Origin of the sequence: Streptomyces bacillaris, from assembly GCF_003268675.1 — a bacterium.
Taxonomy (GTDB): domain Bacteria; phylum Actinomycetota; class Actinomycetes; order Streptomycetales; family Streptomycetaceae; genus Streptomyces; species Streptomyces bacillaris.
The window spans coordinates 2,781,209-2,793,695 of sequence record NZ_CP029378.1 but is presented as its reverse complement, the minus strand read 5'-3'; the positions used below and the strand labels follow the sequence as shown (position 1 = coordinate 2,793,695).

Sequence of the window (12,487 nt, the reverse complement as noted above, 5' to 3'; positions counted from 1 at the left end):
TAACCTGTGGTCGCGGAACTCTGCTACGTAACTCTCCGGCTACTGACTCGTAGGGTATCGGCGCCTCTCCGGAAAGGCAGTGCGTCCTTTGCCACACCTAGGGTGGCTTGCATGACACCACCGGATGCGCCACACAACCGCTGGTCGGACCTGGACCGGCCGCCCCTGAACGGGACCGCACTGCGCCGCGGGCTGCTGCGGCCGGACGGTCTCTGGAGCGAGCTGGAGGTCGTGGAGACCACCGGCTCGACCAACTCCGACCTCGCGGAGCGCGCCCGCTCCGGCGAGCTGGCCGAGGGCACGGTCCTGGTCGCGGAGGAGCAGACCGCCGGGCGCGGGCGGCTGGAGCGGAGCTGGACCGCGCCGCCCCGCTCCGGGCTGTTCTTCTCGGTCTACCTGGAGCCCGGCGACGCCGTGCCCGTGGAGCGGTGGGGGTGGGTGCCGCTGCTCGCCGGGGTGGCCGCCGCGACCGGCCTCGCCAAGGCGGCGGGCGTCGACACGGCACTCAAGTGGCCCAACGACCTGCTGGTGAATGTGGAGAGCGTCGAGCGCAAGGCGGGCGGCATCCTCGGGGAGTTCGCCGGGGACGGCATCGTCGTCGGCCTCGGCATCAACGTCTCGCTGCGCGCGGACGAACTGCCCGCCCCCACCGCCGGTTCGCTGGCCCTCGCCGGGGCCGTCTCCACCGACCGGGAGACGCTGCTGAGGGCGGTGCTGCGGTCGCTGGAGCACTGGTACGGGGAGTGGAAGGCGGCGGACGGCGACGCGGCGGCGAGCGGGGTCCAGGCGGCGTACGCGGCCGGGTGCGCGACCCTCGACCGGACCGTGCGGGCCGAGCTGCCGGGCGGGGACTCCCTGGTCGGGGAGGCCGTCGCGATCGACGGCGACGGGCGGCTGGTGCTCTCCACCGAGGACGGACTCCAGAAGCCGGTCTCGGCGGGCGACATCGTGCATCTGCGGGGCACGGAGGGCGGCCTGACGTAAGGCCTGCCCCGCTTCCCGGCGCGGGTGGTCCGGAGAACGCGGGCGGCCTGGAGCAAGAGGCACATAGCGCTTATCCGGTGGATGTCACGCGCGACGCACCCGTATCGGGCAACCTAGGACGTGAGCTAGGGCACATCTGCCGTATTGTTGAGGCGATCCGGCGACAGATCGTTGTCGAGGCGATCGACGACAGATCGACGACAGATCGGCAGGCAGTGCGCAGGGAACGGGCAGGAGGCGGCTGGTGACCGTCGGCGACACCACGTCCGGCGCGGGTGAGGAGCCCCCGTCGGACTCCTCGGTCCATGCCACCCCGCATCACGAGGTCGACCACACGGCCGAACCGACCGACGACCCCCTCGCGATCCGCCTCGAAGCCCTGATCCTCGGGGCGGACCGCCGCTACACCCCCTTCCAGGCCGCCCGCACCGCCGGGGTCTCCATGGACCTGGCCTCCCGTTTCTGGCGGGCCATGGGCTTCGCGGACATCGGCCAGGCCAAGGCGCTCACCGAGGCCGACGTGCTGGCCCTGCGGCGGCTCGCCGGTCTGGTGGAGGCCGGGCTGCTGAGCGAGCCGATGGCGATCCAGGTCGCCCGCTCGACCGGGCAGACCACCGCCCGGCTGGCGGAGTGGCAGATCGACTCGTTCCTGGAGGGGCTCACCGAGCCGCCCGAGCCGGGGATGACCCGTACGGAAGTCACGTATCCGCTGGTCGAGCTGTTGCTGCCGGAGCTGCAGGAGTTCCTCGTCTACGTGTGGCGGCGCCAGCTGGCCGCCGCCACCGGGCGGGTCGTGCAGGCGGCGGACGACGACGAGATGGTCGACCGGCGCCTGGCCGTCGGCTTCGCGGACCTCGTCGGCTTCACCCGGCTGACCCGGCGGCTGGAGGAGGAGGAGCTGGGCGAGCTGGTCGAGTCCTTCGAGACCACCGCCGCCGACCTGGTCGCCGCCCACGGCGGCCGGCTGATCAAGACCCTCGGGGACGAGGTCCTCTTCGCCGCCGACGACGCGGGCACGGCCGCCGAGATAGCGCTCCGGCTGATCGAGGCGATGTCCCAGGACGAGACGATGCCCGCCCTCCGCGTCGGGATCGCCTTCGGCACGGTCACCACGCGCATGGGCGATGTCTTCGGCACCACGGTGAACCTGGCCAGCCGCCTCACCTCCATAGCCCCGAAGGACGCCGTCCTGGTCGACGGGGCGTTCGCCAAGGAGCTGGTCCGCCACGGGGAGGCCCCGGAGTCGGAGGCCCAGGCCGCCGAGAAGGCGGCGGCCGCCGCCGAGCGGGCCCGGCTGGCCGAGAAGGAGGGCCGCGAGGTGGTCGAGGAGCCGCCGCTGCCCACGTACCGCTTCGGTCTCCAGCCCATGTGGCAGCGGCCGGTGCGCGGGCTGGGCGTGGTGGAGCCGTGGCTGCTGGCGCGGCGGGGGAAGACGGGGTCCTGAGGGCCTGAGCCCGTCGGCCCCGCCGTCGGCGCGGCTCGATCCGTCTGCGCCCTCTTCCCTTTTCCTTCTCTTTCGCGTCTCCCCCTTACGTTGCCGATTCCGGCCGTCCCTGTCGGATTCCCGTGGCTCCTGTCTAGGATCCCTGGCGGGTAACGCTCGTTAACCGGCAGTCGACCGACAGGGGTGCAGCCATGACCGTCACGTCCGAGCAGCGGTTCGGGGAGTTCGTCGTCGTACGGCGTCACGAGGGCCAGGAGCACGTGGCCGAGCTGGTGCTCGACCGGCCGAAGGCCATGAACGCCGTCTCCACCGACATGGCCCGCTCCATCGCCGCCGCCTGCGAGGCGCTCGGCGCCGACCGGGACGTGCGGGTCACCGTCCTCACCTCCAGCCATGAGCGGGCCTTCTGCGTGGGCGCCGACCTCAAGGAGCGGAACTCCTTCACCGACGCCGAGCTGGTACGTCAGCGGCCCACCGCCCGGGCCGCCTACACCGGGGTCCTGGAGCTGCCGATGCCCACGGTCGCCGCCGTGCACGGCTTCGCCCTCGGCGGTGGCTTCGAACTGGCCCTCGCCTGCGATGTGATCGTGGCCGACGCCACCGCCGTGGTCGGGCTGCCCGAGGTGTCGGTGGGCGTCATTCCGGGCGGCGGCGGTACGCAGCTGCTGCCGCGCCGGGTGGGTGCGGCCCGCGCCGCCGAGCTGGTGTTCACCGCGCGGCGGGTGGAGGCGGCCGAGGCGCGGGAGCTGGGTCTGGTGGACGAGCTGGTGGCGGCGGGGCGGGACCGGGAGGAGGCGCTCGCGCTGGGGGCCCGGATGGCCGCCAACTCACCGGTCGGGCTGCGGGCGGCCAAGAAGGCGCTCCGGCTGGGGCACGGGCTGGACCTGCGGGCGGGTCTTGAGGTGGAGGACGCGGCCTGGCGGTCGGTGGCCTTCTCCGGGGACCGGGCGGAGGGCGTGGCCGCCTTCAACGAGAAGCGGAGCCCGCGGTGGCCGGGTGAGTGACCGGTTCTGCGCGCCGTGATCCGCCCGCCGGGCGACGCCGAAAATTAGTTGCGCATCAAACTGATCAAAAGGGAACAAATCTACATAAGCTGGGTGAATGGCTGAAGAGGATGCCCGGCTGAGGGCCGTGGTTTCGCTGGCGCAGACGATGGCCGCGGCCTACACGCCGCGCGAGTCGTGGCGGGCGGCCGCACTGGGGGCCTGCGAGGCGCTGGGCGGCAGCTTCGCGGCCCTCTCCGTGTGGGAGCGGGACCGGGGCAGGCTGCGGGTCCTGGTCAACGCGGGGCAGCGGGCCGAGGGGGAGGAGGAGTTCCCCGAGGAGGAGGCCTACCCGGTCCACGAGTTCCCGGAGATCACCGAGTTCCTGCACGAGCGCTGGGCGGGCGGCGGTGAGCCCGACGCCTGGGTGGAGACCGCCGACGGCCTGCCCGGCGCGGGCGGCCCGGCGCGCGGCGCGCGCCCGTACTGCCACCAGCGGGTGGCGGCCCTGCGGCGGCGCGGCCGGGGCTGCTGCGTGGTCGCGCCGATCGTGCTGCACGGACGGGCCTGGGGCGAGCTGTATGTGGCGCGGCAGGCCGGGAAGCCGGTCTTCGACCGGGACGACGCCAACTTCGCGACCGTGCTCGCCGCCGTCGTGGCGTCCGGGATCGCCCAGACCGAACGGCTGGAGGAGGTCCGCAAACTGGCCTTCACCGACCCGCTGACCGGCCTTGCCAACCGCCGGGCCGTCGACATCCGGCTCGACGAGGCGATCGAGGCGCACCGCACGGCGGGCATCGTCGTCAGCCTCGTCGTCTGCGATCTCAACGGCCTCAAGGCGGTGAACGACACCCATGGGCACGCGGTCGGCGACCGTCTGCTGGAACGTTTCGGCTCGGTGCTCTCCCTCTGCGGCGCGATGCTCCCGGACGCGCTGGCGGCCCGGCTCGGCGGGGACGAGTTCTGCCTGGTGGCGGACGGGCCCCCGGCGGACGAGGTGGTGGGCGTGGCCACCGAGTTGTGCGACCGGGCGGCGGTGATCGAGCTGGGCAACGGGGTGGCCTGCGGGGTCGCGTCGACCGGTGACCCGATCGGGCCGGTGCGCTCGGCCCGTCGGCTGTTCCGGCTGGCGGACGCGGCCCAGTACCGCGCCAAGGCCGCCCGCTCGCTGCGGCCGGTGGTGGCGGGGCGGGACGGCGAGGTCATCCGGCTCGCGGACTCCCCGCCGAAGTCGGCCCACGACCGCCGCAGACTGCGCGGCAACCGGCCGTGACCCCGGCGGAGGGCCGGCCGTGATCCCTGCGGGGGGTCGCCCGTGACCGTACGGGCAAGGCGGTGGCGGTAAGGGGCCCTCTTCGGTAAGGGGCCCTCTCCTCAACGACTAGTGACATAGCGGGTTTCAATCCGTACGCTGCTGAATATGGATATGCACACTGTCGTGGTGGGGACGTCCGGAACCACCGCCGATGACGTCGTCGCCGTGGCCCGCCACGGCGCCCGGGTCGAGCTCTCCACCGCCGCCGTGGACGCGCTCGCCGCCTCCCGCCTCATCGTGGACGCGCTCGCCGCCAAGCCCGAGCCCGTCTACGGCGTCTCCACCGGCTTCGGCGCCCTCGCCAGCCGCCACATCAGCACCGAGCTGCGCGCCCAGCTCCAGCGCAACATCGTCCGCTCGCACGCGGCGGGCATGGGCCCCCGCGTCGAGCGCGAGGTCGTGCGCGCCCTGATGTTCCTCCGGCTCAAGACGGTCGCCTCCGGCCACACCGGCGTACGCCCCGAGGTCGCGCAGACCATGGCGGACGTGCTCAACGCGGGGATCACGCCCGTCGTCCACGAGTACGGCTCGCTCGGCTGCTCCGGCGACCTCGCGCCCCTCTCGCACTGCGCGCTCACCCTGATGGGCGAGGGCGAGGCGGAGGGCCCCGACGGCACGGTCCGTCCGGCCGGTGAACTGCTCGCCGCGCACGGCATCACCCCGGTGGAGCTGCGCGAGAAGGAGGGGCTGGCCCTCCTCAACGGCACCGACGGGATGCTCGGCATGCTCGTCATGGCCCTCGCCGACCTCCGTAACCTCTACACCTCCGCCGACATCACCGCCGCCCTCTCCCTGGAGGCGCTGCTCGGCACGGAGAAGGTCCTCGCCCCCGAGCTGCACGCCATCCGCCCGCACCCCGGCCAGGGCGTCAGCGCGGACAACATGCTGCGGGTGCTGGCCGGTTCGGGCCTGACGGGCCATCACCAGGACGACGCGCCCCGGGTCCAGGACGCCTACTCCGTCCGCTGCGCCCCCCAGGTCAACGGCGCCGGACGCGACACCCTCGACTACGCGGCCGTGGTGGCGGGCCGCGAGCTGGCCTCCGCCGTCGACAACCCGGTGGTCCTGCCCGACGGCCGGGTGGAGTCCAACGGCAACTTCCACGGCGCGCCCGTCGCGTACGTCCTGGACTTCCTCGCGATCGTCGCCGCCGACCTCGGCTCGATCTGCGAGCGCCGCACTGACCGGCTCCTCGACAAGCACCGCTCGCACGGCCTGCCGCCGTTCCTCGCGGATGACGCCGGGGTCGACTCCGGTCTGATGATCGCCCAGTACACCCAGGCCGCCCTGGTCAGCGAGATGAAGCGGCTCGCGGTCCCCGCCTCCGCCGACTCCATCCCGTCCTCCGCGATGCAGGAGGACCACGTCTCCATGGGCTGGTCGGCCGCGCGCAAGCTCCGTACCGCCGTGGACAACCTGACCCGGATCGTCGCCGTCGAGCTGTACGCGGCGACCCGCGCCGTCGAACTGCGCGCTGCCGAGGGACTCGTCCCCGCCCCCGCCTCGCAGGCCGCCGTGGCCGCGCTGCGGGCCGCGGGCGCCGAGGGTCCTGGCCCGGACCGCTTCCTGGCGCCGGACCTGGCCGCCGCGGACACGTTCGTACGGGAAGGGCGCCTGGTGGCGGCGGTGGAGCCGGTCACGGGGCCGCTGGCCTGAGGGCCGCCGGCCTGAGCACGGCCGCGTGACGCCGGTTCCGTCCGCGGAACGCGAGAGGGCTGCCGCGCCGGGGGCAGCCCTCTCCGTAAGCCGTGTACGGGTACGCGTACGGGGTTCAGATCACCGGACGCGTACCGCTGCGGCGGACCGAGTAGGCGACGAACCCCGCCCCGATGCCGAGCAGCGCCGTACCGCCGATCAGATACGGGGTGGTGTCGACGCCCGGGCCGGTCTCCGCGAGCTGCGGGCCCGCGGTGGTGCCCTCGGCGGCGGCCGGGGCAGCGTCCTGGGCGGCCGGCTCCGCGGTGGCCTCGACGGTGGCGTTGGCCGACGGGACGAACCAGAGTGCGGCCAGCAGCGTTCCCGAGGCGGTGGCGGTCAGGAGTGTGCGACGAGTGACGGACACAGTTTCGATCCCCTTGCGACAACCATGAGTTAGCCCCGTGGGCCGATGCTAAGCAAAGCAGCGGGTCGGAGGAAAGTCGCCGCCTGAACGCGCCCTACGCTCCGCACTATGACCACAGAAGAGAGATCCGGATTTGTTCGCGTTCGCGTGGAGATGGTGGTGGAGATCACCGATCTCGACGCCCTCACCGGCACGGCCCTGGAATCCATCGCCGCCGAATACGGGGAACCCGTAGCGGGTATCTCCGAGAGCGACAGCGCCGAGGAGCGGATGCATGCCGAGGCCACGGTCCGGGCAGACGGAGCGGAGGCCCTCGCCTCGCTGATCGACCCGTTCGACCTGGTCGGCGATGTGCCCGGGGTCGAGCTCGCGCAGGCCTCGTGGAGCAGCGAGAGCGTCGAGTACGACCCCGACGCGGAGGACTGGGACGACGACGAGGACGGTCCGTTCCTGACCGGTACCGGGGACGACGAGGAGGGGTACGGCGACACGGTCGCGCACAATGGGAGGAATGACGGCGAGGACGGTGACCTCGCGCAGCGGGTCTGACGTGTGAGAACACCGGCCCCGGCCCCGCTCACCGCGGACCGGGGCCGCGCTGTGCGGCGGTTCCGTATCAGGGCCGGGCGACGGGAACCACCGCCGCCGCGGCCGCGTCGATGAGTGGTGTTCCCCACATCCCGGGTGGATGCGGAACGGAGTGTCCGTTCCAGGTGTTCTTCAGACACTGACGGGGAATCGCCGCCTGGCAGCCCCGTCCGGGGATCTTGGGGAATCGGCAACGATGGAGAAGCGTGTGATGACGGACAGCAAGCGGCGCAGGGGCCTCGCGGCCGTGTCCGCACTGCTCGGCGGCGTGCTGGTGCTTTCGGCCTGTACCGACGACGGCGGAGACAAGAAGACGGGCGCCGGCAGCTCGGAGTCGTCGCAGGCGCAGGAGGTGGACAAGGCCGCGGCCGAGGACGCATCCGAGGCCCAGATAGCCATCGAGCCGAAGAACGGCTCCACCAACGCCAGCATCAACAACGCGGCGCAGATCTCCGTCACCAAGGGCAAGCTGACCGAGGTCACCATGACCACGGCGGACGGCAAGCCGGTCGAGGGCACGCTGGCGGCCGACGGCTCCAGCTGGAAGCCCGCGGGACCGCTGCAGCGCTCCACCACGTACAAGATCAACGCGACGGCCGAGGACGCGAAGGGCCGCCAGGCCCACGAGAACACCTCCTTCACCACCGTCTCGCCCGACAACAGCTTCATCGGGAACTTCACCCCCGAGGACGGCTCCACGGTCGGCGTCGGGATGCCCGTCTCGATCAACTTCAACAAGCCGATCACGGACCGCAAGGCCGTCCAGGCCGGCATCACCGTGACCTCCAGCAGCGGCCAGGAGGTCGTCGGGCACTGGTTCAACAGCCAGCGCCTGGACCTGCGCCCGGAGAGCTACTGGCAGGGCGGCTCCACCGTCACCCTGAAGCTCGCGCTGGACGGCGTCGAGGGCGCCGACGGCGTGTACGGCGTGCAGCAGAAGACGGTCACGTTCAAGGTCGGCCGCAACCAGGTCTCCACCGTCGACGCGAAGACCAAGATGATGACGGTCACCCGCGACGGCAAGACGATCAAGACGATTCCGATCTCCGCCGGCGCGCCCGAGAACCCCACGTACAACGGTCAGATGGTGATCTCCGAGAAGTACAAGGAGACCCGGATGAACGGCGCCACCGTCGGCTTCACCGACGACGACGGCAAGGGCGAGTACGACATCAAGGACGTGCCGCACGCGATGCGCCTGTCCACCTCCGGCACCTTCATCCACGGCAACTACTGGGGCAAGGGCATCTTCGGCACCGCCAACACCAGCCACGGCTGCGTGGGCCTCGCCGACGTGAAGGGCGCGAACGACCCCAACGCGCCGGGCGCCTGGTTCTACAACAACTCGCTCATCGGTGACGTGGTCATCGTGAAGAACTCCCCGGACAGGACCATCAAGCCGGACAACGGCCTCAACGGCTGGAACATGGACTGGGCCCAGTGGAAGGCCGGCTCCGCCGCCTGATCCGTCCCCCCGCTCTTTCCCCCGCGTGAAGGCGGCGGCCCCCGGAACTCTCCGGGGCCGCCGCCTTCGGCGTGTGCGGGCGGCCATGACCCCGGGGGTACCTCGCGGGTACATGACCTCCGAGGTAATCGACGCCGTCCACCCCGCGCGGCAGCATCGGGAGCGTCACGGGGGCCACCCCGACGCCATCCACCCCGACGCCATCCACCCTGGAGGACCGCGCCATGACCGCGTACGCCATCGCCCACCTGCGCCCCGCCGACGGCCCCGTCCACGACGAGGTGCTGAGCTACATCGAGCGCGTCCAGGCCACCATGGAGCCCTACGGAGGCCGCTTCCTGGTCCACGGGGCCGAGGTGGAGGTGGTGGAGGGGGAGTGGCCGGGCGCGCTGGTCCTGGTGGGCTTCCCCGGCGTCGAGGAGATCCGCGCCTGGTACGCCTCCCCGGCCTACCAGGAGATCCTGCCCCTGCGCACCCGGCACTTCGACGGCGACGTGGTGATCGTCCCGGGCGTCGGCCCGGAGTACGACGCCCCGGCCACGGCGGCGGCGATGCGGGCGGCCCGGGACCGGGCGGCGGCGTGAGCGTCGGGATGGGCCTGGAGAGGGTCCGAGGGCCTGCGAAGGGGCCTGAGGACCCCTGAGGGAGCGGGGGGAGCTTGAGGGGCTCTGAGAAGGGGCCTGAGAAGGTTCTTTCAGCCGGTGTGCCACGGCACCCGGGGCACCGGGCCGCCTGCCGCGTCGGGCCGGACATGACGGCCCCGGCGCCGCGCCACCGCCTCCCGGTAGGAGCGCAGATCGCTGCGGTGCACCTGGCGCACGCCCGCCAGATCCGCGTGCGTGGCTGCGGCCCGGGGGCAGCCGCCCAGGCGTTCGCGGGGCGGCGGCCCGGCGGTGGCCCGGCGGAGGTGGTGCCAGGGCTGGAGCGGCAGCCAGAACAGGCCGTAGAGCCAGCGCAGCACCAGACGGCGGAACTCCGGGCGCCCCGCGTCCGGCAGCCGGATCACCCGTACGCCCATGATCAGCTTTCCGGCGCTCGCCCGTACGGCCATCGTCAGCAGCACCTGGTTGGCGAAGGACAGCGCGGTCAGCTGGGCGACGAGCGCCACCGCCGTCCGCCCCACCCCCGCGTCCGCCGCCCTCAGGCACCCGTGCAGCAGCAGCCCGACGACCAGCAGGCACAGGTAGCAGTCGAGCCCGACCGCCAGATAGCGGCGCGTCTCGCCCGTGCCCCGGGGGATACGGGGCTGCCGTCCGGGGGCGCCGTACGGGTCGGGCCGCGGGGGCGCGGGAGGCGCGGCGATGCGGCCGGTTCCGTACAACAACCTTGGCTGATAAGGAGGTTGCGCTCTCCGACGCCCCCGCGGCTTCGTCATGGGGAGCATCATGACCGATCGTCAGTCGGGGTGTCGTGGTTCCTGGCCGGTAACTCCCTCGCTCTTACCGATTTCACCAATCCCTTACCTTGGCGGGAACAGTTGCACGAGTGGTACGGGGGCGGCGATGGGGTTCGACGGCACCATATGGAGGCTGCGGCGCGGGACGGATCTCGTCGGGGAGATCGCCGTCGACGACGCCGACTTCCCCTGGCTGCACGGCCGGTTCATCCCCGGCCCGGCCTTCGACCCCGCCGTGCGTCAGCTCTTCGACCGCGAACTGGCCCTCCTGGAACGGCTGGACGAGGACGAGAGCGACGAGAGCGCGGAGGCGTGGGAGCGGGTCTGCGACGAGGTGAACCGTACGCTCGCGCTGGCCGGCCCAAAGGGGGCCGCGGTGGCGGAGTTCCTGCTGCACATCCGGGGGGACCGGGCCTGGTTCCGGTGGAGCGACACCCCGTTCTCGGAGGAGGGGCTGTAGGGGTGGGCCTGGGCGGAAGGGCGGCGCTGTAGGGGCGGGCCTCGGTGGAAGGGCGCGGCTTCAAGGGGCGGGGCCCCGCCGGAAGGCGGGACGGCCACTATGTGGATGGCCGTTCAAGATCATCGGGTGACGCGGGACAATCGGGGCGTACGACGGTCCCACCCACCGGCCGCCAGGGCAGCCGGGCGGACCGGAGGTGCCCCCTCGGGACGGGGGTGCCCCTCCGGTGCGGGGGTGCCGACGCGCACGAGCCGACCACGGAAGGTCTTGATCAGATGCCGGTCATCCCCGACGCCACCGACCCCGCCCGCTCGCACGATGCCGCGGACCGTGTCATCGAGCCGCTCTACGCCGAGATCCTGCGGCGCAACCAGGGCGAGAAGGAGTTCCACCAGGCGGTCCGCGAGGTCCTGGAGACGCTCGGACCCGTGCTGACCCAGCGCCCCGAGTTCGTGGACGCCCGCATCATCGAGCGGATATGCGAGCCCGAGCGCCAGCTGATCTTCCGGGTGCCGTGGGCCGACGACTCCGGCGACATCCACGTCAACCGGGGCTTCCGGGTCGAGTTCTCCAGCTCGCTGGGCCCGTACAAGGGCGGCCTGCGCTTCCACCCCTCCGTCAACCTCGGCATCGTGAAGTTCCTCGGCTTCGAGCAGATCTTCAAGAACGCCCTCACCGGTATGCCCATCGGCGGTGGCAAGGGCGGCGCGGACTTCGACCCCAAGGGCCGCTCGGACGCCGAGATCATGCGGTTCTGCCAGTCCTTCATGACCGAACTCCACCGCCACCTGGGCGAGTACACCGACGTGCCCGCCGGTGACATCGGCGTCGGCGGCCGCGAGATCGGCTACCTCTTCGGCCAGTACAAGCGGATCACCAACCGTTACGAGTCCGGTGTCCTCACCGGCAAGGGCCTCGGCTGGGGCGGCGCCCAGGCCCGTACGGAGGCCACCGGCTACGGCACCGTCCTGTTCACCGCCGAGATGCTGCGCAGCCGGGGCGAGTCGCTGGAGGGCCAGACCGTGGCCGTCTCCGGCTCCGGCAACGTGGCCATCTACGCCATCGAGAAGGCCCAGCAGCTCGGCGCGACCGTCATCACCTGCTCGGACTCCGGCGGCTACGTCGTCGACGAGAAGGGCATCGACCTCGCCCTCCTCAAGGAGATCAAGGAGGCGGGCCGCGGCCGGGTCTCCGAGTACGCCGAACGCCGCGGCGCCCACGCCCGGTTCGTCGCCGGTACGGGGGTGTGGTCGGTCCCCGTGGACGTGGCCCTGCCCTGCGCCACCCAGAACGAACTGCACGAGGCCGACGCCCTGGAACTCGTGCGCAACGGGGTCAAGGCGGTCGCGGAGGGCGCCAACATGCCCACCACGCCGGAGGCGGTCCAGGTCTTCCAGAGCGCGGGCGTCGCCTTCGCCCCCGGAAAGGCGGCCAACGCGGGCGGGGTCGCCACGAGCGCCCTGGAGATGCAGCAGAACGCCTCCCGGGACTCCTGGACCTTCGCCCACACGGAGGAGCGCCTCGCGGAGATCATGCGCCACATCCACGACTCCTGCTACACGACCGCCGAGCGGTACGGCAGCCCCGGCAACTACGTGGTGGGCGCGAACATCGCGGGCTTCGAGCTGGTCGCGGACGCGATGCTGGCGCAGGGGCTGATCTGAGCGTGCGCAGCGTACGTACGGAGACCTGACCGCCCGTACGGTCGGATCTCCGTACGTGCAGGGGGCGTCGGCCCGGCGCGATCGCCTGCCGGGCCGACGCCCCCTGCACGTTCCTGCACACCCCTG

Annotated in this window: 11 protein-coding genes and 1 pseudogene; 10 read left to right on the top strand and 2 right to left on the bottom strand. The window is 72.2% G+C overall.

What is annotated here, in order from left to right:
• Positions 1 to 111 precede the first annotated feature (111 nt).
• The 5 genes from DJ476_RS11540 (at position 112) to hutH (ending at position 6,382) form a co-directional block, all read left to right on the top strand.
• Positions 112 to 984: a biotin--[acetyl-CoA-carboxylase] ligase gene (locus DJ476_RS11540; protein WP_112490453.1), complete on the top strand. Its 873-nt coding sequence runs from the start codon at positions 112 to 114 to the stop codon at positions 982 to 984.
• A gap of 244 nt (positions 985 to 1,228) precedes the next feature.
• The gene (locus DJ476_RS11535) at positions 1,229 to 2,428 is read left to right on the top strand and encodes an adenylate/guanylate cyclase domain-containing protein (RefSeq protein ID WP_112490452.1); all 1,200 of its coding nucleotides are present in this window, start codon (positions 1,229 to 1,231) and stop codon (positions 2,426 to 2,428) included.
• Between the two features lie 191 nt (positions 2,429 to 2,619).
• Positions 2,620 to 3,432, top strand: a complete 813-nt coding sequence (locus DJ476_RS11530) for an enoyl-CoA hydratase/isomerase family protein (protein ID WP_103416607.1) — start codon at positions 2,620 to 2,622, stop codon at positions 3,430 to 3,432.
• A gap of 97 nt (positions 3,433 to 3,529) precedes the next feature.
• Positions 3,530 to 4,684, top strand: a complete 1,155-nt coding sequence (locus tag DJ476_RS11525; protein ID WP_112490451.1) for a GGDEF domain-containing protein — start codon at positions 3,530 to 3,532, stop codon at positions 4,682 to 4,684.
• A gap of 147 nt (positions 4,685 to 4,831) precedes the next feature.
• The gene (gene hutH, locus DJ476_RS11520; RefSeq protein ID WP_112490450.1) at positions 4,832 to 6,382 is read left to right on the top strand and encodes a histidine ammonia-lyase; all 1,551 of its coding nucleotides are present in this window, start codon (positions 4,832 to 4,834) and stop codon (positions 6,380 to 6,382) included.
• 115 nt (positions 6,383 to 6,497) lie between these two features.
• Here the strand turns inward: hutH and DJ476_RS11515 are convergent, their stop codons facing one another.
• Positions 6,498 to 6,788, bottom strand: a complete 291-nt coding sequence (locus DJ476_RS11515) for a hypothetical protein (RefSeq protein WP_070205250.1) — start codon at positions 6,786 to 6,788, stop codon at positions 6,498 to 6,500.
• Between the two features lie 153 nt (positions 6,789 to 6,941).
• Here DJ476_RS11515 and DJ476_RS11510 point away from each other — a divergent pair, with 153 nt between their 5' ends.
• From DJ476_RS11510 to DJ476_RS11500, 3 genes are all read left to right on the top strand, one after another.
• Entirely contained in the window at positions 6,942 to 7,337 is a 396-nt protein-coding gene (locus tag DJ476_RS11510; protein WP_112492489.1) for a hypothetical protein, read from the top strand.
• A 235-nt stretch (positions 7,338 to 7,572) separates the two neighbouring features.
• Complete coding sequence (locus DJ476_RS11505; protein ID WP_112490449.1) at positions 7,573 to 8,841, top strand: Ig-like domain-containing protein; 1,269 nt, start codon at positions 7,573 to 7,575, stop codon at positions 8,839 to 8,841.
• A 224-nt stretch (positions 8,842 to 9,065) separates the two neighbouring features.
• Positions 9,066 to 9,425 (top strand): DUF1330 domain-containing protein, encoded by a 360-nt coding sequence (locus tag DJ476_RS11500; RefSeq protein ID WP_112490448.1) that lies wholly within the window; start codon positions 9,066 to 9,068, stop codon positions 9,423 to 9,425.
• Positions 9,426 to 9,598: 173 nt separating this feature from the next.
• On the opposite strand, the pseudogene DJ476_RS11495 reads toward DJ476_RS11500, so the two are convergent.
• Positions 9,599 to 10,162: pseudogene (locus DJ476_RS11495) on the bottom strand (RDD family protein); the annotation flags it as partial.
• Positions 10,163 to 10,343: 181 nt separating this feature from the next.
• On the opposite strand from DJ476_RS11495, the gene DJ476_RS11490 reads away from it, so the two are divergent.
• Positions 10,344 to 10,697, top strand: coding sequence for a hypothetical protein (locus DJ476_RS11490; RefSeq protein ID WP_103416602.1), 354 nt, complete (start codon positions 10,344 to 10,346; stop codon positions 10,695 to 10,697).
• Between the two features lie 275 nt (positions 10,698 to 10,972).
• Positions 10,973 to 12,361: an NADP-specific glutamate dehydrogenase gene (gene gdhA, locus DJ476_RS11485; RefSeq protein WP_103416601.1), complete on the top strand. Its 1,389-nt coding sequence runs from the start codon at positions 10,973 to 10,975 to the stop codon at positions 12,359 to 12,361.
• Positions 12,362 to 12,487 lie beyond the last annotated feature (126 nt).

Bases quoted from the DNA above. Each gene is read 5' to 3' on its own strand.
- DJ476_RS11490 (WP_103416602.1), top strand. From the start codon at position 10,344: ATGGGGTTCGACGGCACCATATGGAGGCTGCGGCGCGGGACGGATCTC.
- DJ476_RS11525 (WP_112490451.1), top strand. From the start codon at position 3,530: ATGGCTGAAGAGGATGCCCGGCTGAGGGCCGTGGTTTCGCTGGCGCAG.
- gdhA (WP_103416601.1), top strand. From the start codon at position 10,973: ATGCCGGTCATCCCCGACGCCACCGACCCCGCCCGCTCGCACGATGCC.
- hutH (WP_112490450.1), top strand. From the start codon at position 4,832: ATGGATATGCACACTGTCGTGGTGGGGACGTCCGGAACCACCGCCGAT.
- DJ476_RS11540 (WP_112490453.1), top strand. From the start codon at position 112: ATGACACCACCGGATGCGCCACACAACCGCTGGTCGGACCTGGACCGG.
- DJ476_RS11530 (WP_103416607.1), top strand. From the start codon at position 2,620: ATGACCGTCACGTCCGAGCAGCGGTTCGGGGAGTTCGTCGTCGTACGG.
- DJ476_RS11500 (WP_112490448.1), top strand. From the start codon at position 9,066: ATGACCGCGTACGCCATCGCCCACCTGCGCCCCGCCGACGGCCCCGTC.
- DJ476_RS11505 (WP_112490449.1), top strand. From the start codon at position 7,573: ATGGAGAAGCGTGTGATGACGGACAGCAAGCGGCGCAGGGGCCTCGCG.
- DJ476_RS11510 (WP_112492489.1), top strand. From the start codon at position 6,942: ATGGTGGTGGAGATCACCGATCTCGACGCCCTCACCGGCACGGCCCTG.